Below are 24,178 nucleotides of genomic sequence, written 5' to 3'. Positions count from 1 at the left end.
GCACAGGGCGGGAGAGGAGACCGGGCGCCGCCGTCACCCCCGCCCGCGGGAGAACCGTCCCACCAGCCCCACCACGGCAACCACCATCGCGCCCCGCCACAGCCCGTCCCACACGCTGCCGAAGATCCCCTGCGTCGTGAGCGCCTGGCGCACCACCACATCCGCCGCCACCATCAGCGCGCCCGGCACCGCCGCGACCCGCCATGGGTGGGCCGCGGCCCAGCGCCGTATCCGGCGGTCGTCGCCGCTTCCCGCGCCCGGCCTGTCGCCGAGCACCGCGCCCGCCCCGCCGACCATGAAGAACAGCATCAGCGCGACCGACAGCGCCCCCGCGAGCACGCCGAGTCCGATGCCGTCGCCGATCGTCCCCAGTGCGAGCGCGACACCTCCGCCAAGACCACCGACTGCCGCCGCGGCGCGCCAGGGTCCGAGTGTCGCCGACGCGACGGCGAGCCGCCGCCGCTCGGCCTTCGAGATCTCACTGTTGTGACTCATATGTCCACAGTCCGCCGCCCTTCCCCCGGTACGCCATGGGGGATGCCCCTGATCCGCCCCCCATCTCTTGACGCCGCGCCGCCCCCGGTCGCACTATTCATCACATGATGAATTCTTCTGGGATTGCCGTCCTGGCCCGCGGCCTCACCGTCGTACGAGGAGACCGCACCGTCATCCGCGGCATCGACTTCACCGTCCCGCCCGGCCGTATCACCGGCCTCCTCGGCCCCTCCGGCTGCGGCAAGTCCACCCTGATGCGCGCGATCGTCGGCACACAGGCCCAGGTCACCGGAACCCTCGAGATCCTCGGCAAACCGGCGGGCGACCGCGCACTCCGCTCCCGTATCGGCTACGTCACCCAGGCCCCGTCCGTCTACGACGACCTGACGGTCCGCCAGAACCTCGACTACTTCGCCGCCGTCCTGCTGCCCGGCCGCAACCACCGCGAAGCCCGCCGCGAACACGTCACCCGCGCCATCACCGACGTCGACCTCGCCCCGCACGCCGACGACCTCGCCGGCCGCCTCTCCGGAGGGCAGCGCAGCCGCGTCTCTCTCGCCGTCGCCCTGCTCGGCACACCCGAACTGCTCGTACTCGACGAACCGACCGTCGGCCTCGACCCCGTCCTGCGCCGCGACCTGTGGGATCTCTTCCACCGCATCGCCGACGAGCGCGGCACGACGATCCTCGTCTCCTCGCACGTCATGGACGAGGCCGAACGCTGCCACCGCCTGCTGCTGATGCGGGAGGGCGAGATCCTCGCCGAGGACAGCCCGGACGATCTGCGCTTCCGCACCCGCTCGGAAACGGTCGAGGCCGCCTTCCTCCACCTGGTCGACGAGGCCAACGCCCGGCACACGACGGTCGCCGCCGCGCCCAAGCCCCTTCAGGAGAACGCCCGATGAGCACCTCACGCACCCTCGCCACCGCCGCCCGCGTCCTGCGCCAGCTGCGCCACGACCCGCGCTCCATCGCCCTGATGGTCCTCGTGCCGTGCGTGATGCTCTTCCTGCTGCGATACGTGTTCGACGGCAGCCCCCGGACCTTCGACTCCATCGGTGCCTCGCTGCTCGGCATCTTCCCGCTGATCACGATGTTCCTGGTGGCGTCCATCGCCACCCTGCGCGAACGCACCTCAGGCACCCTGGAACGCCTCCTCGCCATGCCCCTCGGCAAGGGCGATCTCATCGCCGGCTACGCCCTGGCCTTCGGACTCGTCGCCGTCGTCCAGTCCCTCCTCGCCACCGGCCTCGCGCTCTGGGCCCTGGGCCTCGACGTCATCGGCTCGCCCTGGCTGCTGCTGCTCGTCGCACTCCTCGACGCCCTGCTCGGCACGGCACTCGGCCTCTTCGTCTCGGCCTTCGCCGCCTCCGAGTTCCAGGCGGTCCAGTTCATGCCGGCCGTGATCTTCCCGCAGCTGCTGCTCTGCGGTCTGTTCACCGCGCGCGAGCAGATGCAGCCCGTCCTGGAGGCGATCTCGAACGTCCTGCCCATGTCGTACGCCGTCGACGCCATGACCCAGGTCCTGCGCCACGCGGACGCCACCGCCGACTTCACCCGCGACGTCCTGATCGTGACGGCCTGCGCGATCCTCGTACTGACCCTCGGAGCGGCAACCCTGCGCCGCCGCACCGCCTGAGTCCAGGCCCTAGTTCGGGACGATCGTGTCTCCGGCCCGGAGCTGGTCGTAGACCCACTTGGCGTCCGCGGAACCCACGGAGATGACGTGCGAGGAGTAGTTCGCGTCCTTGCCCGTCTGGGCGATGTACACGGGGGAGCCGCCCGCCCTGGTCAGCTCCACCACCCACTTCGCCTCGAAGTCGTACTTGCCCCCCGGGAACTCATCGGCGGGGAGCCTGCGGGTGGGGTCCTTCGCCGCGACGGTGAGTCGGATCAGGGACGTGTCCTTCATCCACACGTTGATCGAGCGCGCCCGCCCGCCGCGCCCCCTGACCGTCAACACCATGTTCGCCGTATCGAGGCTGGCAACCGGCAACGCCGACGGCGTCGGCACGGAAGGGCTCGGCGTCGACGCGGCAGGCGGCTGGTCGGCCCCACGCGCTCCCATCACCTGCGGAACCCCGAACGCGACCCCCGCGATCAACGCCACCGCCCCAGCCGTCGCTCCGGCCACCCGTCGTCGTCGCCCCCGCGCCCGGCCGCGGCGCCGGATCTGATCGCCCGACAGGGACGGCGCCACCGCCGCGTCCGCAGCCAGCACCCGCAGCGCCGAGTCGAGTTCGTCCCGTTCCCGACCGGCCTCAGACATGGCTGTCCTCCCTCTCGTCGGCGGACTCCCCGGGGGACAACAACTTCGCGAGCGCGGCCCGCCCACGCGACAGCCGTGCCTTGACCGTACCGGCGGGGGAACCCGTCTCCGCGGCGATCTGCTCAATGCTCAGGTCGCACAGATGGTGCAGCACGACGGCCCTCCGCTGCGCTTCCGGCAGCTGCCGAAGCGCCTCGACGAGCATCGTGTGCTCAGGCCCCGGCCCCGGCGTACGGTCCGCCGGCGGATGGTGCCGTACGAGCTCCAGCCAACGCTTCGCCCGCCGCCAGCGGCTCACCGCGAGCCGCATCGCGACCGTACGGATCCACGCCTCCGGAGCCGCCTCCGCCAGGAAGGAGGCACGGCGGTCCCAGGCCCGTACGAACGCCTCCTGAACCACGTCCTGAGCCTCGCCGTGATCACCCGTCAACGCGTACAACTGCCCCACCAGCCGCGGGAACGAGGTCGCGTAGAAGGCATCGAACTCCTCCTCCGTCACGAGCGGTAGGACAGCGCCCACGCCCCGTCGGTTCCCCGGAATTTCTCTTCGTCACCGCTGCAACCCTCCCCCTCCTCCCATGCGTACAGAAGCCGAACCAGCACAGCTGAACATCAGCTGACCCAGGGGGAGGAATCCATGCGAGGACACATCGGCGCGGCCGCACTCGGCCTGATCTGCGCACTGTCGCTCACCGGCTGCTCGGACGCGGGCCTGACATCCGACGCCGCCGCAGCGCCCAAGCCACCGGGCGCCGGCAGTCCGGCCTCCGCTCCCGCAACACCCCGGCCCACGACCACCCCGCCCTCAGCCGCCACCCTCGGTCACCTGGCCGACGCCTCCATCAACATCACCGACGGCGGGCACGTCGGCGTCGGCATGCCGATCTCCGTGACCTTCAAGCGCCCGATACCCACCTCCGAGCGCGCCGACGTGGAACGCCGGCTGGAAGTCACCGCCGACCCCGGCGTGACCGGCGCCTGGGCCTGGATCAAGGACCGCAACCGCCACGACGGCCAGCGCGTCGACTTCCGCCCCCGCACCTACTGGAAGCCGGGCACCAAGGTCAGCGTGACGGCCGGCCCCTCCATCGCCCGCTCATTCACCGTCGCCCGCTCCCTCGTCGCGACGGTCGACGTGCGCACCCACAAAATGACCGTGGTCAAGGACGGCGCGGCCACGCAGGCCATTCCGATCACCGCGGGCCGCCCCGGCCTCGACACCTGGAACGGCACGATGGTGGTCTCCGACAAGCAGCGCCGCGTCTATATGGACTCCCGCACCGTCAACATCGCCGACGCCTACCAGGGCTGGTACAGCTACGCGGTCCACCTCACCACCTCCGGCACCTACCTCCACGAGAACGACAGGGCCAACACCTACGCCGGCCGCGACAACGTCACCCACGGCTGCATCGGCCTCGCCTCCGACGGCACGGCCCGCCGCTTCTACGAGCAGATCATCCCGGGCGACGTCATCCGCGTGATCAACTCCAAGGACCAGGTCGCCCCCGGCAACGGCTACGGCGACTGGAACCTCTCCTGGTCCGAATGGCGCTCCCGCAGCGCCCTCTAGACCCGCGAGGAGGGCGCGACGGATCGTGGCGGAGCCGGTCACGGCGTCCACGGTGCGGGCGGGCACTCACCCGTACCGCCACGCGGACGCCCCGGCACCGCCACGCCCCCGGTGCGAGGATGACGACACGTATCCCCACCGGCGAGGTGAACAGAGCCATGACCCAGACAGTCGCAGTCCTCGGTACGGGCAAGATCGGCGAGGCCCTTCTCAGCGGCATGATCCGCGCCGGCTGGCGCCCCGCCGACCTGCTGGTCACCACCCGTCGCACCGATCGCGCCGACGAACTCCGCACCCGCTACGGCGTCGAGCCCGTCACCAACGCCGAGGCCGCCAAGCGGGCCGACACCCTCATCCTGGCCGTCAAGCCCCAGGACATGGGCAAGCTCCTCGACGAGCTCGCCCCGCACATCGCCGCTGACCGCCTCGTCATCAGTGCCGCGGCCGGTATCCCCACCTCCTTCATCGAAGAGCGCCTCGCCGCGGGCACCCCCGTCGTCCGTGTCATGCCCAACACCCCCGTACTCGTCGACGAGGGCATGTCCGTGATCTCGGCCGGCAGCCATGCGACCGCCGACCACCTCGCCCACGCCGAAGAGATCTTCGGCGGCGTCGGCAAGACCCTCCGCGTCCCCGAGTCCCAGCAGGACGCGGCCACCGCCCTGTCCGGCTCCGGTCCGGCGTACTTCTACTTCCTCGTCGAGGCCATGACCGACGCGGGCATCCTCCTCGGTCTGCCGCGCGCCCAGGCCCACGACCTCATCGTTCAGGCCGCCATCGGTGCTGCCGTCATGCTCCGCGACAGCGGCGAACACCCCGTAAAGCTCCGTGAGGCCGTCACCTCCCCCGCCGGCACCACCATCAGCGCCATCCGCGAACTCGAGAACCACGGTGTACGCGCCGCCTTGATCGCCGCCCTCGAAGCGGCCCGCGACCGCAGCCGCGAACTCGCCTCCGGCAACAGCTGACACCCGCCGCTCCACCGCCGAGGCGCCACAGCGGTGGGGCGAGCCGTCCTCCGTCGTTACCCGGGCAGCAGCCCGATCGCCCGATAGGCGGCATCCACCGTCGGCCTGGCCATCCCTCTGGCCCGCTCGGCCCCCTTCCTCAGCACCTCATCGACATGGTCCTGATCCGCCGCCAGCTCGGCGTGCCGCTCCCTGACCGGCCGCAGCAGCTCCACCACCGCCTCGGCCGTATCCCTCTTCAAGGCCCCGTACGACTCATATGCACCGGCCAGGTCGATCGGGTTCCCACCCTCGCAAGCCGCCAGCACTTCGAGCAGATTCGCGACCCCGGGCCTGCCTTCCCGGTCGTACTCGACCTCACGCCCGCTGTCCGTGACCGCCCGCATGATCTTCTTGCGCACCACGTCCGCGTCATCGAGCAGATAGACGATCCCGGCCCCGGACTCGTGCGACTTGCCCATCTTCGACGTCGGGTCCTGCAGATCCATGACCCGGGCCGCCACCTGCGGATGCGTCGCCTTCGGCACGGTGAAGACGTGCCCGTACCGCTGGTTGAACCGCACCGCCAGATCCCGGGTCAGCTCCACGTGCTGGGTCTGGTCGTCCCCCACAGGAACCTCATCAGTCCCGTAGGCCAGGATGTCCGCGGCCATCAGCACCGGGTACGTCAGCAGCGACAGCCGCACACTCTGCCCGACCGCCCGCGCCTGCGCGCTCTTCTCCTTGTACTGGATCATGCGGCGCAGCTCGCCGTCCGTCGCCGTGCACTCCAGCAGATACGAAAGCCGCGCGTGCTCGTCCACATGACTCTGTACGAATACGGTGCACAGCTGCGGATCCAGTCCCGCCGCCAGCATCAGCGTGGCGGCCTGCCGACTGAGTCTGCGCACCCGCGCCGGATCGTGCTCCACGGTCAGCGCATGCAGATCGACCACGCTGAACAGCGCATCCGCCTGATGCTGGTCGACCTCGACCCAGCGGCGAAGCGCCCCGAGGTAGTTGCCCAGCGTCAGATGCCCCGTGGGCTTGATCCCGCTGAAGATCCGCGTCATCCCGCTCTCCGTCTCCTGATCGGAGCCGCCGCGTTCAGCGACCGGACTCCCCGAGAGAGAAACGAGAACGGCCGCCGAAGCGGCGGCCGTTGAGTGCATGCGTAGGTGCCGGCCGCCGTCAGGCGGCCCACCACTGAAGGAAGCACGTACGCGTTGTCATGCGTACGAGACTACGTGACCTGGCATCAGGTTGACAGCGGATACCGGCAACCGTAGTGTTCTCCGAGTTGTCCGACGTGAGCACCGACTTCGGCCGGTCCCCGGACAGCCATTCCGCAAGATCCACTACAAGCAAGCGGCACTCTGTCGCTCAGCTTTCTGTGCGCTTTTGTGAAATGAGGAATCCGCGTTCGAAGGAGCGCAACCCCGATTAGCGTCGGGGGCGAGGATTCCGCTAAAGTCTCACTCGTCGGAACGGCCCAACGGCCGGAATGACAACCCGAGTTCGACCGGGAATCAGGCCCGAAAGGATCTGATAGAGTCGGAATCGCCGGAAGGCCGAAAGGCCGGAAAGCAAGCCCCTTCCGACGGGGAATCGGACACGAAAGAGTCTGATAGAGTCGGAAACGCAAGACCGAAGGGAAGCGCCCGGAGGAAAGCCCGCGAGGGTGAGTACAAAGGAAGCGTCCGTTCCTTGAGAACTCAACAGCGTGCCAAAAGTCAACGCCAGATATGTTGATACCCCGGCCTGTTTCGGCAGGTTCGAGGTTCCTTTGAAAGTCCTGCCGGCCCATTGTGGCGGGTAGGCATTGACACAGCGAGGACGCTGTGAACGACCGGTCTTATTCCGACCGGCCGTTCCGCTCTTGTGGTGTTCATCCCGATTACGGGAAAACATTCATGGAGAGTTTGATCCTGGCTCAGGACGAACGCTGGCGGCGTGCTTAACACATGCAAGTCGAACGATGAAGCCCTTCGGGGTGGATTAGTGGCGAACGGGTGAGTAACACGTGGGCAATCTGCCCTTCACTCTGGGACAAGCCCTGGAAACGGGGTCTAATACCGGATACCACCTTCCGAGGCATCTCGGGGGGTTGAAAGCTCCGGCGGTGAAGGATGAGCCCGCGGCCTATCAGCTTGTTGGTGGGGTGATGGCCTACCAAGGCGACGACGGGTAGCCGGCCTGAGAGGGCGACCGGCCACACTGGGACTGAGACACGGCCCAGACTCCTACGGGAGGCAGCAGTGGGGAATATTGCACAATGGGCGAAAGCCTGATGCAGCGACGCCGCGTGAGGGATGACGGCCTTCGGGTTGTAAACCTCTTTCAGCAGGGAAGAAGCGAAAGTGACGGTACCTGCAGAAGAAGCGCCGGCTAACTACGTGCCAGCAGCCGCGGTAATACGTAGGGCGCAAGCGTTGTCCGGAATTATTGGGCGTAAAGAGCTCGTAGGCGGCTTGTCACGTCGGTTGTGAAAGCCCGGGGCTTAACCCCGGGTCTGCAGTCGATACGGGCTAGCTAGAGTGTGGTAGGGGAGATCGGAATTCCTGGTGTAGCGGTGAAATGCGCAGATATCAGGAGGAACACCGGTGGCGAAGGCGGATCTCTGGGCCATTACTGACGCTGAGGAGCGAAAGCGTGGGGAGCGAACAGGATTAGATACCCTGGTAGTCCACGCCGTAAACGTTGGGAACTAGGTGTTGGCGACATTCCACGTCGTCGGTGCCGCAGCTAACGCATTAAGTTCCCCGCCTGGGGAGTACGGCCGCAAGGCTAAAACTCAAAGGAATTGACGGGGGCCCGCACAAGCAGCGGAGCATGTGGCTTAATTCGACGCAACGCGAAGAACCTTACCAAGGCTTGACATATACCGGAAAGCATCAGAGATGGTGCCCCCCTTGTGGTCGGTATACAGGTGGTGCATGGCTGTCGTCAGCTCGTGTCGTGAGATGTTGGGTTAAGTCCCGCAACGAGCGCAACCCTTGTTCTGTGTTGCCAGCATGCCCTTCGGGGTGATGGGGACTCACAGGAGACTGCCGGGGTCAACTCGGAGGAAGGTGGGGACGACGTCAAGTCATCATGCCCCTTATGTCTTGGGCTGCACACGTGCTACAATGGCCGGTACAATGAGCTGCGATGCCGCGAGGCGGAGCGAATCTCAAAAAGCCGGTCTCAGTTCGGATTGGGGTCTGCAACTCGACCCCATGAAGTCGGAGTTGCTAGTAATCGCAGATCAGCATTGCTGCGGTGAATACGTTCCCGGGCCTTGTACACACCGCCCGTCACGTCACGAAAGTCGGTAACACCCGAAGCCGGTGGCCCAACCCGTAAGGGAGGGAGCTGTCGAAGGTGGGACTGGCGATTGGGACGAAGTCGTAACAAGGTAGCCGTACCGGAAGGTGCGGCTGGATCACCTCCTTTCTAAGGAGCACTTCTTACCGGGTCTTCGGGCCTGGTCAGGGGCCAGTACACCGGCGAGTGTCCGGTGCTGGTTGCTCATGGGTGGAACGTTGACTATTCGGCACGGTTGGTTGGGATCACTAGTACTGCTTCGGCGTGGAACGTGAGTCTTCGACTGGTCGTGCCGGGCGCGCTGTTGGGTATCTGAGGGTACGGACTGGAAAGTCTGCACCTTCGTGATGCCGGCCCCAGTGAACTCGCCCTGTAAGGGGTGGGGTGGTGGGTGGCTGGTCGTTGCTTGAGAACTGCACAGTGGACGCGAGCATCTGTGGCCAAGTTTTTAAGGGCGCACGGTGGATGCCTTGGCACCAGGAACCGATGAAGGACGTGGGAGGCCACGATAGTCCCCGGGGAGCCGTCAACCAGGCTTTGATCCGGGGGTTTCCGAATGGGGAAACCCGGCAGTCGTCATGGGCTGTCACCCGCTGCTGAACACATAGGCAGTGTGGAGGGAACGAGGGGAAGTGAAACATCTCAGTACCCTCAGGAAGAGAAAACAACCGTGATTCCGGGAGTAGTGGCGAGCGAAACCGGATGAGGCCAAACCGTATGCGTGTGATACCCGGCAGGGGTTGCGCATGCGGGGTTGTGGGATCTCTCTTTCACAGTCTGCCGGCTGTGAGACGAGTCAGAAACCGTATAGATAGGCGAAGGACATGCGAAAGGTCCGGCGTAGAGGGTAAGACCCCCGTAGCTGAAATCTATGCGGCTCGTTTGAGAGACACCCAAGTAGCACGGGGCCCGAGAAATCCCGTGTGAATCTGGCGGGACCACCCGTTAAGCCTAAATATTCCCTGGTGACCGATAGCGGATAGTACCGTGAGGGAATGGTGAAAAGTACCGCGGGAGCGGAGTGAAATAGTACCTGAAACCGTGTGCCTACAAGCCGTGGGAGCGTCGCTGTTGTTCTTCGGAACAGCAGTCGTGACTGCGTGCCTTTTGAAGAATGAGCCTGCGAGTTTGCGGTGTGTTGCGAGGTTAACCCGTGTGGGGAAGCCGTAGCGAAAGCGAGTCCGAACAGGGCGGTTTAGTAGCGCGCTCAAGACCCGAAGCGGAGTGATCTAGCCATGGGCAGGTTGAAGCGGAGGTAAGACTTCGTGGAGGACCGAACCCACCAGGGTTGAAAACCTGGGGGATGACCTGTGGTTAGGGGTGAAAGGCCAATCAAACTCCGTGATAGCTGGTTCTCCCCGAAATGCATTTAGGTGCAGCGTCGTGTGTTTCTTGCCGGAGGTAGAGCACTGGATAGGCGATGGGCCCTACCGGGTTACTGACCTTAGCCAAACTCCGAATGCCGGTAAGTGAGAGCGCGGCAGTGAGACTGTGGGGGATAAGCTCCATGGTCGAGAGGGAAACAGCCCAGAGCATCGACTAAGGCCCCTAAGCGTACGCTAAGTGGGAAAGGATGTGGAGTCGCAGAGACAACCAGGAGGTTGGCTTAGAAGCAGCCACCCTTGAAAGAGTGCGTAATAGCTCACTGGTCAAGTGATTCCGCGCCGACAATGTAGCGGGGCTCAAGCGTACCGCCGAAGTCGTGTCATTCCAGCATGAGGGCCAACGCCCGCTGGGATGGGTAGGGGAGCGTCGTGTGCCGGGTGAAGCAGCCGCGGAAGCGAGTTGTGGACGGTTCACGAGTGAGAATGCAGGCATGAGTAGCGATACACACGTGAGAAACGTGTGCGCCGATTGACTAAGGGTTCCTGGGTCAAGCTGATCTGCCCAGGGTAAGTCGGGACCTAAGGCGAGGCCGACAGGCGTAGTCGATGGACAACCGGTTGATATTCCGGTACCCGCTTTGAAACGCCCAGTATCGAGCCCATTAATGCTAAGGCCGTGAAGCCGCCCTGGAGCCTTCGGGTGAAGGGGAGTGGTGGAGCCGCCGGCCCAAGGTGGTAGTAGGTAAGCGATGGGGTGACGCAGGAAGGTAGTCCAGCCCGGGCGGTGGTTGTCCCGGGGTAAGGGTGTAGGCCGTGTGATAGGCAAATCCGTCACACATTGAGGCTGAGACCTGATGCCGAGCCGATTGTGGTGAAGTGGATGATCCTATGCTGTCGAGAAAAGCCTCTAGCGAGTTTCATGGCGGCCCGTACCCTAAACCGACTCAGGTGGTCAGGTAGAGAATACCGAGGCGTTCGGGTGAACTATGGTTAAGGAACTCGGCAAAATGCCCCCGTAACTTCGGGAGAAGGGGGGCCATCACTGGTGATCCGATTTACTCGGTGAGCTGGGGGTGGCCGCAGAGACCAGCGAGAAGCGACTGTTTACTAAAAACACAGGTCCGTGCGAAGCCGTAAGGCGATGTATACGGACTGACGCCTGCCCGGTGCTGGAACGTTAAGGGGACCGGTTAGTCACATTTCGGTGTGGCGAAGCTGAGAACTTAAGCGCCAGTAAACGGCGGTGGTAACTATAACCATCCTAAGGTAGCGAAATTCCTTGTCGGGTAAGTTCCGACCTGCACGAATGGCGTAACGACTTCTCGACTGTCTCAACCATAGGCCCGGTGAAATTGCACTACGAGTAAAGATGCTCGTTTCGCGCAGCAGGACGGAAAGACCCCGGGACCTTTACTACAGTTTGATATTGGTGTTCGGTTCGGCTTGTGTAGGATAGGTGGGAGACTGTGAAGCTTGGACGCCAGTTCAGGTGGAGTCGTCGTTGAAATACCACTCTGGTCGTGCTGGATGTCTAACCTGGGTCCGTGATCCGGATCAGGGACAGTGTCTGATGGGTAGTTTAACTGGGGCGGTTGCCTCCCAAAGGGTAACGGAGGCGCCCAAAGGTTCCCTCAGCCTGGTTGGCAATCAGGTGTTGAGTGTAAGTGCACAAGGGAGCTTGACTGTGAGACCGACGGGTCGAGCAGGGACGAAAGTCGGGACTAGTGATCCGGCGGTGGCTTGTGGAAGCGCCGTCGCTCAACGGATAAAAGGTACCCCGGGGATAACAGGCTGATCTTCCCCAAGAGTCCATATCGACGGGATGGTTTGGCACCTCGATGTCGGCTCGTCGCATCCTGGGGCTGGAGTCGGTCCCAAGGGTTGGGCTGTTCGCCCATTAAAGCGGTACGCGAGCTGGGTTTAGAACGTCGTGAGACAGTTCGGTCCCTATCCGCTGTGCGCGTAGGAGTCTTGAGAAGGGCTGTCCCTAGTACGAGAGGACCGGGACGGACGAACCTCTGGTGTGCCAGTTGTCCTGCCAAGGGCATGGCTGGTTGGCTACGTTCGGAAAGGATAACCGCTGAAAGCATCTAAGCGGGAAGCCTGCTTCGAGATGAGGACTCCCACCCCCTTTGAGGGGTTAAGGCTCCCAGTAGACGACTGGGTTGATAGGCCAGATGTGGAAGCCCTGTAAGGGGTGGAGCTGACTGGTACTAATAGGCCGAGGGCTTGTCCTCAGTTGCTCGCGTCCACTGTGTATGTTCTGAAGTAACGAACTCGCCTTTTGGCCGGCTGGAGTTCAATATTTTCATAGAGTTTCGGTGGTCATTGCGTTAGGGAAACGCCCGGTTACATTCCGAACCCGGAAGCTAAGCCTTTCAGCGCCGATGGTACTGCAGGGGGGACCCTGTGGGAGAGTAGGACGCCGCCGAACAATTATTGTGGGAAAGCCCCGCACCTTCTGGTGCGGGGCTTTTCTGCGTTGTGCGTCAGTACAGTGTTGACATGCGCATATCGAGTGAGTGCCTGGGTCAACTGTGGTGCGTGGGGCCCTCTTAGGGTGGGGGCATGCGCTATGACCTCGTCATCTTCGACAACGACGGCGTGCTCGTCGACAGCGAGCCGATCTCCAACACCATCCTCGCCGGGTATCTGACCGAGCTGGGCCACCCCACCTCGTACGAGGACTCCCTGCGGGACTACATGGGGGCGGCTGTGCATCGCATACACGACCTCGTCATGGAGCGGACGGGCAATCGGCTGCCCGACGACTTCGACGAGACCCTGCACGCTCGCGTCTTCGCCGCCTTCGAGCGGGAGTTGGCCGCCGTGGACGGAGTGACGGAGGTGCTCGGGAAGCTGGTGGCGGACTCCGTGCCGTACTGCGTCGCTTCGTCCGGGAGCCACGAGCGGATCCGGGTCGGGCATCGGAAGACCGGGCTCGATCTCTGGTTCCAGGACGGCGTCGTCTTCAGCGCGCAGGATGTGGGGCGGGGAAAGCCGGCGCCGGATCTGTTTCTGCATGCCGCCCAGCGGATGGGGGTCGCGCCCGAGCGGTGCGTCGTTGTGGAGGACAGTCCGCTGGGGGTGCAGGCGGCCCTGGCGGCCGGGATGGAGGTGTACGGGTTCACGGCGATGACGTCGGCCGAGGAACTGGGCGGTGCCAAGGGGTACTTCGGGACCATGGCGGAGTTGCCCGCGCTGCTTGCCTGATCGCTTGATGGCCACCTGTGGGATTCCCTGTGTGATCTATCTACCCATGGGTAAGGCGGCGGCCTACGCTGTCCGGCCATGACAGATGCGCGTTTGCGGCACGGGCGGGCCTCTCTGGCCTTGAGTTTCTTCGCGCAGGGGGTGGCCTTCGCGCTGCTCGTGACGCGTATTCCTGCCATCCAGGACCGGTACGGGATATCCGACGGGCTGCTGCCCGCCTTTCTGGCGGCGGTACCGGTGCTCGCCGGGGTGGGCAGCGTTGTCACCGAGAAGGTGGTCGGGCGGGTCGCGCCGAGTGCCGTACTGAGGTGGGCGCAGCCCGTTGTGATGCTGGCTCTGCTCGGGGTCGCGGCGGGCAGCGAGATGTGGCAGGTGGCGGTCGCCCTGGCCGTGTTCGGGCTGGCCGTGGGGGCGCTGGACGCGTCCATGAACATGCTTGGAGTCAGCCTGCAACGGGCGTACGGGCGCAGCATCATGCTCGGCTTTCATGCGGCGTACAGCCTGGGCGGGATCGCAGGCGCCTCGCTCGCGTGGGCCGGGGCGCACTGGCATCTGTCGCTGCTCGTGTCGTATCTGCCGGTGGTCGGCGTGCTGTTGCCGGCGGTACTGGCCGGGAGCCGGTGGTACGCGGACGGGGAGCGCGGCGAGGGAGCGGCGCAAGCGGGAACGGTGGGGGCGGCGGGGCAAGGGGTCGCCTTCAAGCTTCTGCTGCCGCTCTGCCTCGTGATGGCCTTCGCGTACATCGGGGACTCGACGGTCTCCAATTGGAGCGCGAAGTATCTACAGGACGTGCTGGGGAGCTCGGAGGAGCTCGCGACCGTTCCGTACAACGCCTACATGGTCACGACACTGCTCGGGCGGGCCGTCGGCGATTTCGGCGTGCGGCGCTTCGGTGCGGAGGCGGTCGTGCGGTGCGGGACCGTGCTTGCGGCGGCCGGGTTCGGGGTGGTGGCCGTGGCGCCAGGGGCCTGGGTGGGGATTCTCGGGTTCACGCTGCTGGGGCTCGGGCTGTGTGTGATCGTGCCGCAGACGTTCGCGGCGGCGGGGCGGCGAGCCGTGGAGAACGGTGGTCCCGGGGCGAGTGATGCGGCAGTGGCGCGGCTGAATGTCTTCAATTACGTGGGGTTTCTCATCGGTTCACCGCTCGTGGGGGCGCTCGGGGACGCGTGGAGCTATCGGTGGGCGATGGTCGTTCCCATGGTGTTGGTGCTGGTGACGTTGCGGTATGCCAGGTCGTTCGGGGCGGATCAGGCCGGATACCGTGGCGGGCATGAGCGGCCGCGGGTTGTTGATGTGGGACGAGGCGGTAACGAAGTATGACTTCGGGAACGGCCATCCGATGGATCCGGTGCGGCTTGCGCTGACCATGGGGTTGGTGCGGGCGTACGGGCTTGACCGTGTCCTCGATGTGGTGGCCGCGAAGCCGGCCGGGGATTCGACGCTCCGGCTCGTGCACCGCGAGGACTATGTGGCGGCGGTACGGGCCGCGTCGGCGGATCCGCGGGCGGCGGATCAGACGTACGGGCTGGGGACGCTGGATGATCCCGCCTTTGCCGGGATGCACGAGGCTTCTGCGCTGATCGCCGGGCAGTCGGTCGGGGCGGCGGAGGCGGTGTGGCGCGGCGAGGCGACGCATGCGGTGAACTTCGCGGGTGGGCTGCATCATGCGATGCCGGGTTCGGCCGCGGGATTCTGCATCTACAACGACGCGGCGCTGGCGATTGCGCGGCTGCTGGAGCTGGGGGCGGAGCGGGTCGCGTACGTGGACGTCGACGTGCATCACGGGGACGGGGTGCAGGCGGCGTTCTGGGACGACCCGCGCGTCCTCACTGTGTCGCTGCACGAGCATCCACAGACGCTGTTCCCGGGTACGGGGTGGGCACAGGAGACGGGTGGGCCGACGGCCGAGGGCAGTGCGGTGAATGTGGCGCTGCCGGCGGGGACGGGGGATGCGGGGTGGCTGCGGGCCTTTCACGCGGTGGTGCCGGAGCTGCTGGCGGACTTCCGGCCGCAGGTGCTGGTGACGCAGCACGGCGCAGATACGCACTTCGAGGATCCGCTGGCGCATTTGGCGGTGTCGCTGGATGCGCAGCGGTTGGTGCAGGAGTCCTGCCATGCGCTGGCCCACGAGCATGTCGAGAACGGGCGGTGGGTGGCGCTCGGTGGGGGCGGGTACGCGGTGGTGGATGTGGTGCCGCGGTCGTGGACGCACTTGGTGGGGATCGCGGGGCATGCGCCGGTGGATCCGAAGTCGGTGATTCCGTCGTCGTGGCGGGACGAGGTGTATGCGCGGACGCGGCAGCTGGCGCCGGGGCGTATGACGGACGGGCGCGAGTCGGTGTGGCGGGAGTGGGAGTCGGGGTATGACCCGGCGGACCGGGTGGACCAGGCGGTGCTGGCGACGAGGCGAGCGGTATTTCCGGTGCGGGGGTTGTTGGCGTAGTGCCGCTGCGCGGGGCGTTTCCCCTCCCCGGGGGTTCGTCCCCACCCGCCCGCCCTTGAGATGTGGGGGTACGGGTTACCCCCACGCCCCCGTCGGTCGCGGCGGCTTCGCGCCGCGGTGCCCGGCCCCGTTGGACGTGGCGGCTTCGCACCGCGGTGTGTGCCTGAAGGGCCAGTCAGCGGCGAGTCCGCGGCCGTAAAGCGGGGGGCGCAGTGCCCGGCTCGGCGGCTGCGGCGCTCCGCGCCGCAAGTGGACGCCGCGGTGCCCGGCCCCGGCGGTACGGCAGCTTCGCGCCGTCGCGCGGCGTGCTTGAAGGCCGGCCTTTGCGCTGCCCCCGTTATGGGGCGACGGCAGGCTCGCCCCGCCCCTGCCTCTCTCCATGGCGTGATTACGCCAACTGTGGGTGGTATTCCGCCTTTTGGCCCGGGATTCTTCTCCGTGCGGCAGCATCTCCACCGTGTTGAGTACCGGAGCGCTGCGTGCGCACCTCTTGGCCGCGCGGTTGGCCGGGCCCGTCGCCACCACGCGGGAGGAGAGCCTGCGCAGTTATCGGCTCTTCGCCGCCAGGGATCCCCGCGTCACCCTCGGGCTCGATCCCGAATCGGACTGGAGCGAGCGGGACTTGATCGCGTTGATGGCCGACAGGTGCGGGGTTTCGGCCGACCCCGGGCATGTGTCCGGGCCGGATGTGATTGATCCTGAAAGGACGTTGAGCGGGCTCGGTGCCTTTGCCGAGCGGCTGGGGGAGGTCGCTGCTCGGCGCGGCGTCGTGATGTTCGGGACCGGGCATCCGCACCGGCTTCTCGGGTTCTACGCAGGGCTGGCAGACGCTTTGTCGGCGGTGGGGTGCGAAGTCCTCACCCCTGCGCAGGGGCGATGTGTCGACATAACGACCCGGTTCGGCGTACGCACGTACAACCTTGAGTACGTACGAGGAGTCGCGCTGGTGCGCGAACACGGCGCACGGGGCGCCGGCAGTGTGACCGGCGCACATACCCACTCTCCGCTCCCGGTTCGGGCCGCGCTGGAGGGTGTGGCGGAGGGTGCCGGACCGCTGCCCGAGCTCGTCGTCGGGGACCACGGCTGGGTCTGCGGGGCAGGTCAGCTGGGGATTGAGGCCATCGGCCTGGCGGACACGGACGATCCCGCGCTGTTCGTCGGCGAGGCCGAGGGGCGAGTTTCCGTCGCCGTTCCGCTTGATGACGCTGTGCGGTCCGATTACTACCGACCGCTGACTCGCTATGTACTCAATCGAGCGTGTCTGTCACAGTAAACGGCCGATGGCTGCTCCTCTTCCCCACTCGCATCACCCGCCCCTAGTCTGGGGAGTGAGCGCACAGCGACGAAGAGTCACCGGAGGGGAAGCCGGTGTGCGTCATGTGCGGAAGGTACAGGTGGGTCATGGCTGCTGGCAGCGAGAGGCCTCTCAACGAGGTCAAGTTTCTTACCGTGGCGGAGGTCGCCTCGGTAATGCGAGTGTCGAAGATGACCGTGTACCGCTTGGTGCACAGTGGTCATCTGCCGGCGATCCGGGTGGGGAGGTCCTTCCGGGTTCCGGAGCAAGCGGTTCACGAGTATCTCCGCGAATCATTTGTGGGGGTGGAATCCGCATAGCCGGAGCCCCTCGGCTCCCCTCGGATTACAGGCTCGGAGCTCTGGCGGGTAGGCTAGGCCGACGTAGGTCGTGTGGGCCCAGACGCCCCGCACCAGTGAAGAGAAGTGAGCGAGGGTAGTCGTGGGCTCTGTTATCAAGAAGCGGCGCAAGCGGATGGCGAAGAAGAAGCACCGCAAGCTGCTCAAGCGCACGCGCGTTCAGCGTCGCAACAAGAAGTAGGCGAACGCTTTACGTGTCGCCGCGGCCCTCCCACCAGCACGGTGGGAGGGCCGCGGTGCGTTTTCGGCCCGGTGGCCCAGTCATTCGCTCCGTTGGTGGCTGAACACTGGCAAAAGTGCGCCGCGCGGTCATCACAGCGCAACACCGAACCGCTACGGTGACGCGTGAGGGCGGATCCGGGCGGATCTGCGGACCTCGCGTACCTATGGGAAGGCGCTGATCTTGGGGAAGGTCGTGCTCGTCACCGGAGTGGCCCGGCAGCTCGGAGGTCGTCTCGTACGGCGTATCCAGCGGGATCCCGAGGTGGACCGGGTGATCGGCGTCGATGCGGTGGCGCCCGAGCACCGGCTGGGTGGCGCCGACTTCATCCACGCGGACATCCGCCAGCCCGCTATAGGGCGGGTCCTTGCCGAGCACGCCGTCGACACGGTCGTACACATGGATGTCACCGGTACGCCCCTGGGCACCGGCGGCCGTACGACGGTGAAGGAGACCAACGTCATCGGCACCATGCAGCTGCTCGGCGCGTGCCAGAAGTCGCCGACGGTCAAGCGCCTGGTGATCAAGTCCTCCACGAGCGTGTACGGCTCCGCGCCCCGCGACCCGGCTGTCTTCACCGAGACCACCCCGCCCAAGTCACTGCCGAGCGGCGGCTTCGCGAAGGACGCGGTGGAGGTCGAGGGGTACGTACGCGGATTCGCGCGCCGACGGCCCGATGTCGCGGTGTGCGTACTGCGCTTCGCGAACATCCTCGGGCCGTGCGCGGACTCCCCGCTCGCCGAGTTCTTTTCGCTGCCGGTCATGCCGACGGTCTTCGGCTACGACCCGCGGCTGCAGTTCGTCCACGAGGACGATGTGATCGATGTGCTGCGGATCGCCCTGCACGACCCACGGCGCGGCACGCTCAACAGCGGCACCTTCAACATTGCGGGTGACGGCGTACTGCTGCTGTCGCAGTGCTCGCGGCGGCTGGGACGGCCGACGCTGCCGGTGCTGCTGCCCGCGGTCACCTGGGTCGGCTCCGCGCTGCGCACGGTCGGTATCACGGACTTCTCGCCCGAGCAGATCCGGCTGCTCACGCATGGCCGGGTGGTGAGCACGGCTCAGATGCGCGAGACACTGGGCTTCGACCCGAAGTACACGACCGCGGAGACCTTCGCGGACTTCGCCCGCAGCCGGGCGCCGGGGCTGCTGCCGCCGGACGGCCTGGCCCGGGCGGTGGACCAGGTGGCGGCGGCGGTGCCCTGTGTGGGTGGAGCGCTGACGAAAGCCACGCAGCAGCTGACTCGGACGACTCGGCTGACACAGACGACTCAGAGCGACGCCGAATAAGGAGCGCAGCCAACGATGGCGGACGCCAAGGTCATTCCGTTCGACGACGACCGTTCGCGGGCCGGTGCGCAGCGCTCCGCGCGGCGGCGCCCGGCGCAGGGCCGCCGGAAGACCGAGCCCGCGGTGGTGCGGGAGGTTCCGGTCAGCCCGCTGCCGGGCCAGCAGGGGCCCGTGAGGGCCGCTGGGACGGCCGGGCAGGAGCCCGGTGAGCTCCGGGAGGCCGCAGTCCGGAGCGGCGGCTGGGAGCGGCGTGTCGCGGGCGGTCTCGCGTTCCTGCGCCGGCGGATCACCGGTGACTACGAGGTCGACGAGTTCGGCTACGACAAGGAGCTCACCGACCAGGTCCTGATGTCGATGGTCCGGCCGCTGTACGAGAAGTACTTCCGGGTCGAGGTGAAGGGCATCGAGAACATTCCGTCGGACGGCGGGGCCCTGGTGGTGGCGAACCACTCGGGGACGCTGCCGCTGGACGGGCTGATGATGCAGGTCGCCGTGCACGACAACCATCCGGCCAACCGCCATCTGCGGCTGCTCGCCGCGGACTTGGTCTTCATGCTGCCGGTGGTCAACGAGCTGGCCCGCAAGGCCGGGCACACGCTGGCGTGCGCCGAGGACGCGGAGCGGCTGCTGCAGCGGGGCGAAGTGGTCGGGGTGATGCCGGAGGGCTTCAAGGGCATCGGCAAGCCCTTCAGCGACCGTTACAAGCTGCAGAGGTTCGGTCGCGGCGGCTTTGTGTCGACGGCGCTGCGGGCGGGGGCGCCGATCGTGCCGTGCTCGATCGTCGGGGCGGAGGAGATCTACCCGATGATCGGCAACGCGAAGACGCTGGCACGGCTGCTCGGGTTCCCGTACTTCCCGCTCACGCCCACGTTTCCCTGGCTGGGGCCGCTGGGAGCGGTGCCGCTGCCGACGAAGTGGACGATCCAGTTCGGGGAGCCGATCCCGACGGACGGGTATCCGCCGGAGGCGGCGGAGGATCCGATGCTGATGTTCAACCTGACGGACCAGGTGAGGGAGCAGATCCAGCACACGCTGTACAAGTTGCTGGTGCAGCGGCGGTCGGTGTTCTTCTGACGGTGTTCTGCTGACCGTGTTCTGCTGACGGTCTATTTCTGACTGTGTTTTCTGAGGCGTGCAGCACAAGGGCGGCCGCTCCCAGCGGGAGCGGCCGCCCTCTCGTGTGCGGAGGTACGCGGACGATGAGGACTACTCGTCGTCCTCGCTGTCGAACCCGAGGCCCGGGAGGATGCCCGGGAGCAGGGGCGGGATCGTGACATCCGGCTGGGACGGAGTGAGGCTCTTGCCGGACGCGGACGGCGAGGCACCGTCGGCCGGGGGCTCGAACAGGCCGCCCGTGTTCCCGCCCAGCAGGCCGTCGTCCGACAGGCTGCCCGAGCCGGAGGGACGCGGACTGTTGTCTCCCGGTCGGCTGTCGCCCGCGCTGGGTGACGACTGTGTCGTACTGCCGGGGTCCGAGGTGCGTGCCGAGTCCTGGGTCGACGAGCCGGGCTGCTGCGAGCCGCGGGCGCCCTTCTCGGGAGCCCGGGGCAGCAACGACTCCAGCGGGCCGACCTCTTGGTCTATGGCGTCGAAGACGGAGCTCACTTCGTCGCCGACGTCGGTCAGCTGCATGGGCAGCCGGTCGCGGAGTCCGTTCCACGCGTCGCGGTGGGAGCGGGCGAATGAATTGAGCGTCGCCATCGGCCCGAGCGAGCCGTCCCGTGCGTACGCGGCGTGCAGCAGGCGGTGACCCTCGCTGACGTCGTGCCGCATGCCGTTGAGCGTGCGCCGGACCTCGCCGAGCGACTCGTGGTCCATCGTGCCCGTGCGGCCGCGCTCCATGAGGCGGCGCGCCTCGCTCAGGCGGGTGGAGGCCTGGTCGAGGTAGAGCTCGCCGCGGTCGGAGTCGTCGTCCGCCATGCCGAGCTTGAGATCCTCCATGCCGCGCTTCAGCCCGTACAGCGAGTCACCGGGCAGTGCGTCGGAACTGGCAGCGGCCACTCCGCTGAAGGCCCCCGCGGCGACTCCGACGGTAAGACCGCCGGCCGCAAGGCCCTTCGACCAGCGCGAGCGTGGTCGCAGTTTCCGGAGTGGGGAGGCCCGATGGGCGCCGCGGCCGGACGCCCGTTGCTCGGGCAGCGTAGGGCCCGCGGACGCACCTCCCGAGGCGAACATCTCTTCCATGGCGGCCACGAGCTGTGCTCGCTGCACCACCTTGACCTCGGGGTCCATCTCCGGTTTCGGCAGCTCGCCGAGACCGTTCGCCAGAGCCAACAGCCGTCCGCGCCCGGCCTGTTCGACCGATTCCTCTGGCTGTTCGGCCGCCTGATCTTCCAGGGCCTGGGCGAAGGCGTTCGCCCGCCGGTGCGCCGAAACTTGTCCGATCACTGGCGGCACCTCCTCTCGTCATGACGATCGACTCCCCCGGGGGTCTGGAAGGTTGCACGCCCTGCACACATCCACACGATCGAGTGAGTGGCTATGGGCATGGCGTGACCACAGGGGGCCTGCATCCCGCACAACGAGCGTCGTGGCACTTGGGTTACGCGCGAAAGATGATCGGACCAGTGCGTCATCAAGCCGTCACCGATTGTGAGTTGAGGTCGGGATCGGTCGGTGGGAGGTCGGTGGGAGGTGGTGGGAGGTCGGGGATCGGTCAGCGGGCGTCGTCGGGGAGGAGCCGGGCCAGGGTGCGTACAGCCCGGTACTGGAGGGTCTTGATCGCGCCTTCGTTCTTGCCCATCACCCGGGCCGTTTCGGCGACCGAGAGGCCCTGCAGGAACCGCAGGGTCACGCACTCCTGCTGCTGGGGATTGAGCTTGCGGACGGCTTCCAGCAGTGCGGCGTTGGAGAGGGACTCCAGGACGGAGTCCTCGGGGCTGCGCTCGACCTCGTTGGCGTCGAGCATCTCGCCGGTGGTGACTTCGAGGCGGAAGCGGCTGGACTTGAAGTGGTCCGCCACGAGGTTGCGGGCGATGGTGACGAGCCAGGCGCCGAAATCGCGGCCCTGCCAGGTGAAGGTGGAGATACGGCGCAGGGCGCGCAGGAACGTCTCGCTGGTGAGGTCCTCGGCCGTCGCCTTCCCGCCCACGCGGTAGTAGATGTAGCGGTAGACGGTGTCGCTGTACTGGTCGTAGAGCCGTCCGAAGGCGTCGGCCTCGCCCGCCTGAGCGCGCTCGACCAGCTCCATCATGCGGGCGCTGTCGCTGTCGGCGGTGGGACGACGTGCGGCGGTCGAGGCACCGGAGCTGCCCCGGCTGCCTCGTCTGCCGACTTCCCGCCCGCCGCCCGACCTCCGTCCCTCAACGACGGCGCTGCGCCCCGGCACCTTCTCGATGCCGTCGGTCAGGGCGTAGCAGGGGGCGGCGGGGCCGCTTGCGGCAAGGCGGGGCGTGGCGAAGGCGGGGACGGCGTACGCGGTGGGGACGAAGCCGCGCAAGTGGTCGAGGACCGCTGCGCGCAGCGTAGCCAGGCCCGAGGCGTCAACCCCGACGTGTGAGTACACGGGACTCCCAGAGGCAGAGCTTCCATCACGTGCAGTGCGGGACCATTCACCCGTCGTGGGGACTGGTGGGGTCCGTTATGCGTCTGAGGAGAATAACGCTTCGTACAGGCAGTGCTACACCCAGTTGCTCAAATCGCCGTTTCCGTCGCTTCTCTTACGACTCGACGACGGATCAAGTGGCACATCGTGAGTGTTTATTGATCGAATCGCGTCACGATCTGTCGCAACGGGGGGTGAGTTGTGCGCGAGGTGCGGCAAGAGGACTGGCCAGCGGTGTGGCGGGGCAACACCAGTGATTGCCTTGGGGGCGCGCCGCGGCCACGGGGGTTTCTGCGGCGGCAATGCCTACGGCGCGTGCCGGCCCGCGGGCGCTGCACCGCGGCGCTCATTCAGGCCGCCCCAGCCCGGTCCCGGCCCGCGGCATGGCGTGGCTGAGGCGCGCCCGTCACCCCCGGCTCTGACCGGCGCGCGGGCGTCGCCTGCGGGTCAGCGGCGGCGCCGGTGCAGGGCGACCGCGGCTGCCGTGCCGCCCGCCAGGGCGCCGACGCCAGCTGCCGCCGGGATGCCCACCTTCGCCGCCTTGCGGCCCGTCCGGTAGTCCCGCAGCCGCCACTCGCGCTCGCGCGCGTGCTTGCGCAGCTTCGTGTCCGGGTTGATCGCGTAGGGATGCCCCACCAGCGACAGCATCGGAATGTCGTTGTGCGAGTCGCTGTACGCAGCGCACCGGGTCAGCTCCAGCCCTTCCGCCGACGCCAGCGCCCGCACGGCCTCGGCCTTCGCGGGCCCGTGCAGCGGCTCGCCCACGAGTTTGCCGGTGTACACGCCGTCGACGGACTCGGCGACGGTGCCCAGCGCGCCCGTCAGGCCGAGCCGGCGGGCGATGATCGTCGCCGTCTCCACCGGGGCGGCCGTCACCAGCCAGACCTTCTGACCTGCATCAAGGTGGGCCTGCGCGAGTGCCCGGGTGCCCGGCCAGATGCGGTCGGCCATGTACTCGTCGTAGATCTCCTCGCCGATGGACATCAGCTCGGAGACCCGGTGACCCTTCACGATCGACAACGCGGACTCTCGTACGTCCTGCATATGTTCCGGGTCCTCGACGCCGGCCAGCCGGAACCAGGTCTGCTGCCAGGCGAACCGCGCCAGTTCGCGGCGCTGGAAGAACTTCCGCTTGTACAGGCCGCGGCCGAAGTGGAAGATCGCGGCGCCCTGCATCACGGTGTTGTCGAGGTCGAAGAATGCCGCGGCCCGGACGTCCCCCGCGACGGGGAACTCCGGCACTGCAGCCGGGGCAGTGCGCTCCCGCGTCTCGAGCGCGTCGAGCGCCTCGAACTGCTGTGACGACTTTCGTGCTGCTTCCGCTGCTGCCTCGCCTGCGAGCACGCTCCGCGCGGTGGCGGAGCGTCTACGGGGCGTGAGCCATCCCAGTGCGGCCATGTCGTGAGCATAGCCAGTCCGTTCGGGACTTCCCGACACGCCGGGATGCGGTGGCGTGAACTCTCCGCGACCGCTCTGTTAAGCGGCGATCGTGAGCATGTCCGGGATGGGAGCCGTGTCCCGTACGCATGGGCGGACAGGACGGAGAATGGCTGCATGAGTCCTGTGCTGCGACGTACGAAGAAGAAGGCCGCCGAGCGCGTGGTGACGCTGATCGGGAAGCCGGGGTGTCATCTCTGTGACGACGCGCGGGTCGTGATCGAGGAGGTGTGCACCGAGACGGGCGCGTCCTTCGAGGAGAAGGACATCACGCAGGACGAGGCGCTGCACCGGGCGTACTGGGAGCAGATCCCGGTCGTCCTGGTCGACGGGGATCAGCACACCTTCTGGCGCGTGGATGCCGGGCGGCTGCGGCGAGCGCTGGGGGCGTAACCGGAAAGGCGGCTGCCTTCGCGGATGCTTTGCCAGTACTTCCCCGGCTGGCCGGGCCGACCCGGAT

At 66.8% G+C, this 24,178-nt stretch carries 20 protein-coding genes and 3 rRNA genes; 16 read left to right on the top strand and 7 right to left on the bottom strand.

All coding sequences use genetic code 11. The annotated features are described in order from the left end of the window. Nucleotides 1-33 precede the first annotated feature (33 nt). Entirely contained in the window at nt 34-495 is a 462-nt protein-coding gene (locus OG729_RS17355; RefSeq protein WP_360871446.1) for a hypothetical protein, read from the bottom strand. A gap of 104 nt (nt 496-599) precedes the next feature. Between OG729_RS17355 and OG729_RS17350 the strand changes: the two genes are divergently transcribed. Beyond that, a complete protein-coding gene (locus OG729_RS17350) occupies nt 600-1,400 on the top strand; it encodes an ABC transporter ATP-binding protein (RefSeq protein WP_405806945.1) in 801 nt (266 codons plus the stop codon). Continuing rightward, complete coding sequence (locus OG729_RS17345) at nt 1,397-2,134, top strand: ABC transporter permease (RefSeq protein ID WP_360871452.1); 738 nt, start codon at nt 1,397-1,399, stop codon at nt 2,132-2,134. The genes OG729_RS17350 and OG729_RS17345 overlap by 4 nt, the downstream gene beginning before the upstream one ends. A 9-nt stretch (nt 2,135-2,143) precedes the next feature. On the opposite strand, the gene OG729_RS17340 is transcribed toward OG729_RS17345, so the two are convergent. Further along, nucleotides 2,144-2,764 (bottom strand): hypothetical protein, encoded by a 621-nt coding sequence (locus OG729_RS17340; RefSeq protein ID WP_360871455.1) that lies wholly within the window; start codon nt 2,762-2,764, stop codon nt 2,144-2,146. Next, on the bottom strand, nt 2,757-3,263 hold the full coding sequence (locus OG729_RS17335) for a SigE family RNA polymerase sigma factor (RefSeq protein WP_360871458.1): 507 nt from the start codon (nt 3,261-3,263) through the stop codon (nt 2,757-2,759). The genes OG729_RS17340 and OG729_RS17335 overlap by 8 nt, the downstream gene beginning before the upstream one ends. Before the next feature lie 138 nt (nt 3,264-3,401). On the opposite strand from OG729_RS17335, the gene OG729_RS17330 reads away from it, so the two are divergent. Both OG729_RS17330 and proC read left to right on the top strand, forming a co-directional pair. After that, nucleotides 3,402-4,337, top strand: a complete 936-nt coding sequence (locus OG729_RS17330) for a L,D-transpeptidase (RefSeq protein WP_405806943.1) — start codon at nt 3,402-3,404, stop codon at nt 4,335-4,337. A gap of 158 nt (nt 4,338-4,495) precedes the next feature. Next, nucleotides 4,496-5,305, top strand: a complete 810-nt coding sequence (gene proC, locus OG729_RS17325; RefSeq protein ID WP_360871464.1) for a pyrroline-5-carboxylate reductase — start codon at nt 4,496-4,498, stop codon at nt 5,303-5,305. A gap of 56 nt (nt 5,306-5,361) precedes the next feature. On the opposite strand, the gene trpS is transcribed toward proC, so the two are convergent. After that, nucleotides 5,362-6,357, bottom strand: coding sequence for a tryptophan--tRNA ligase (gene trpS / locus OG729_RS17320; protein WP_405806942.1), 996 nt, complete (start codon nt 6,355-6,357; stop codon nt 5,362-5,364). 837 nt (nt 6,358-7,194) lie between these two features. Between trpS and OG729_RS17315 the strand changes: the two genes are divergently transcribed. The 11 genes from OG729_RS17315 to OG729_RS17265 all read left to right on the top strand — a co-directional run bounded on the left by OG729_RS17315 (nt 7,195) and on the right by OG729_RS17265 (nt 19,811). Further along, nucleotides 7,195-8,719, top strand: a 16S ribosomal RNA gene (locus OG729_RS17315). Nucleotides 8,720-9,028: 309 nt separating this feature from the next. After that, nucleotides 9,029-12,152, top strand: a 23S ribosomal RNA gene (locus tag OG729_RS17310). An 80-nt stretch (nt 12,153-12,232) separates the two neighbouring features. Then, nucleotides 12,233-12,349, top strand: a 5S ribosomal RNA gene (gene rrf / locus OG729_RS17305). Together the 16S, 23S and 5S rRNA genes form the textbook arrangement of a ribosomal RNA operon. Before the next feature lie 134 nt (nt 12,350-12,483). Then, nucleotides 12,484-13,128, top strand: a complete 645-nt coding sequence (locus tag OG729_RS17300) for an HAD family hydrolase (protein ID WP_405806941.1) — start codon at nt 12,484-12,486, stop codon at nt 13,126-13,128. Nucleotides 13,129-13,206: 78 nt separating this feature from the next. After that, the gene (locus tag OG729_RS17295) at nt 13,207-14,448 is read left to right on the top strand and encodes an MFS transporter (protein WP_405806940.1); all 1,242 of its coding nucleotides are present in this window, start codon (nt 13,207-13,209) and stop codon (nt 14,446-14,448) included. After that, complete coding sequence (locus tag OG729_RS17290; RefSeq protein ID WP_405806938.1) at nt 14,399-15,571, top strand: acetoin utilization protein AcuC; 1,173 nt, start codon at nt 14,399-14,401, stop codon at nt 15,569-15,571. The genes OG729_RS17295 and OG729_RS17290 overlap by 50 nt, the downstream gene beginning before the upstream one ends. 457 nt (nt 15,572-16,028) lie before the next feature. Then, complete coding sequence (locus tag OG729_RS17285; RefSeq protein WP_405806936.1) at nt 16,029-16,844, top strand: phosphatase; 816 nt, start codon at nt 16,029-16,031, stop codon at nt 16,842-16,844. A gap of 128 nt (nt 16,845-16,972) precedes the next feature. Then, nucleotides 16,973-17,185 carry a helix-turn-helix domain-containing protein gene (locus OG729_RS17280; protein WP_014046653.1) on the top strand — a complete coding sequence of 71 codons (213 nt, stop codon included), beginning with the start codon at nt 16,973-16,975 and terminating at the stop codon, nt 17,183-17,185. A 121-nt stretch (nt 17,186-17,306) separates the two neighbouring features. Further along, nucleotides 17,307-17,405 carry a 30S ribosomal protein bS22 gene (locus tag OG729_RS17275; protein WP_003948845.1) on the top strand — a complete coding sequence of 33 codons (99 nt, stop codon included), beginning with the start codon at nt 17,307-17,309 and terminating at the stop codon, nt 17,403-17,405. Nucleotides 17,406-17,627: 222 nt separating this feature from the next. Then, nucleotides 17,628-18,737, top strand: coding sequence for an NAD-dependent epimerase/dehydratase family protein (locus OG729_RS17270; protein WP_405806935.1), 1,110 nt, complete (start codon nt 17,628-17,630; stop codon nt 18,735-18,737). Between the two features lie 15 nt (nt 18,738-18,752). Beyond that, nucleotides 18,753-19,811, top strand: coding sequence for a lysophospholipid acyltransferase family protein (locus OG729_RS17265; protein ID WP_405806933.1), 1,059 nt, complete (start codon nt 18,753-18,755; stop codon nt 19,809-19,811). Nucleotides 19,812-19,943: 132 nt separating this feature from the next. Here OG729_RS17265 and OG729_RS17260 read toward each other — a convergent pair whose 3' ends face one another. The 3 genes from OG729_RS17260 to OG729_RS17250 form a co-directional block, all read right to left on the bottom strand. After that, a complete protein-coding gene (locus OG729_RS17260) occupies nt 19,944-21,125 on the bottom strand; it encodes a DUF5667 domain-containing protein (protein WP_405806932.1) in 1,182 nt (393 codons plus the stop codon). Nucleotides 21,126-21,393: 268 nt separating this feature from the next. After that, complete coding sequence (locus OG729_RS17255) at nt 21,394-22,242, bottom strand: ECF subfamily RNA polymerase sigma factor, BldN family (RefSeq protein ID WP_360874472.1); 849 nt, start codon at nt 22,240-22,242, stop codon at nt 21,394-21,396. Between the two features lie 486 nt (nt 22,243-22,728). Then, nucleotides 22,729-23,679: an HAD-IB family hydrolase gene (locus OG729_RS17250; RefSeq protein WP_360874470.1), complete on the bottom strand. Its 951-nt coding sequence runs from the start codon at nt 23,677-23,679 to the stop codon at nt 22,729-22,731. A gap of 156 nt (nt 23,680-23,835) precedes the next feature. Here OG729_RS17250 and OG729_RS17245 point away from each other — a divergent pair, with 156 nt between their 5' ends. Further along, nucleotides 23,836-24,111, top strand: a complete 276-nt coding sequence (locus OG729_RS17245) for a glutaredoxin family protein (protein ID WP_360874467.1) — start codon at nt 23,836-23,838, stop codon at nt 24,109-24,111. Nucleotides 24,112-24,178 lie beyond the last annotated feature (67 nt).

It is taken from the genome of Streptomyces sp. NBC_00210, from assembly GCF_045160975.1.
In the GTDB taxonomy this organism is placed as follows: domain Bacteria; phylum Actinomycetota; class Actinomycetes; order Streptomycetales; family Streptomycetaceae; genus Streptomyces.
The sequence above is the reverse complement of the archived record's forward strand: the minus strand, read 5'-3'. Positions and strand labels throughout refer to the sequence as shown.

Coding starts and splice junctions, on each gene's coding strand:
- proC (WP_360871464.1), top strand. CDS start 4,496: ATGACCCAGACAGTCGCAGTCCTCGGTACGGGCAAGATCGGCGAGGCC.
- OG729_RS17245 (WP_360874467.1), top strand. CDS start 23,836: ATGAGTCCTGTGCTGCGACGTACGAAGAAGAAGGCCGCCGAGCGCGTG.
- OG729_RS17330 (WP_405806943.1), top strand. CDS start 3,402: ATGCGAGGACACATCGGCGCGGCCGCACTCGGCCTGATCTGCGCACTG.
- OG729_RS17340 (WP_360871455.1), bottom strand. CDS start 2,764: ATGTCTGAGGCCGGTCGGGAACGGGACGAACTCGACTCGGCGCTGCGG.
- OG729_RS17265 (WP_405806933.1), top strand. CDS start 18,753: ATGGCGGACGCCAAGGTCATTCCGTTCGACGACGACCGTTCGCGGGCC.
- trpS (WP_405806942.1), bottom strand. CDS start 6,357: ATGACGCGGATCTTCAGCGGGATCAAGCCCACGGGGCATCTGACGCTG.
- OG729_RS17290 (WP_405806938.1), top strand. CDS start 14,399: ATGAGCGGCCGCGGGTTGTTGATGTGGGACGAGGCGGTAACGAAGTAT.
- OG729_RS17350 (WP_405806945.1), top strand. CDS start 600: ATGATGAATTCTTCTGGGATTGCCGTCCTGGCCCGCGGCCTCACCGTC.
- OG729_RS17355 (WP_360871446.1), bottom strand. CDS start 495: ATGAGTCACAACAGTGAGATCTCGAAGGCCGAGCGGCGGCGGCTCGCC.
- OG729_RS17280 (WP_014046653.1), top strand. CDS start 16,973: ATGGCTGCTGGCAGCGAGAGGCCTCTCAACGAGGTCAAGTTTCTTACC.
- OG729_RS17295 (WP_405806940.1), top strand. CDS start 13,207: ATGACAGATGCGCGTTTGCGGCACGGGCGGGCCTCTCTGGCCTTGAGT.
- OG729_RS17345 (WP_360871452.1), top strand. CDS start 1,397: ATGAGCACCTCACGCACCCTCGCCACCGCCGCCCGCGTCCTGCGCCAG.
- OG729_RS17300 (WP_405806941.1), top strand. CDS start 12,484: ATGCGCTATGACCTCGTCATCTTCGACAACGACGGCGTGCTCGTCGAC.
- OG729_RS17250 (WP_360874470.1), bottom strand. CDS start 23,679: ATGGCCGCACTGGGATGGCTCACGCCCCGTAGACGCTCCGCCACCGCG.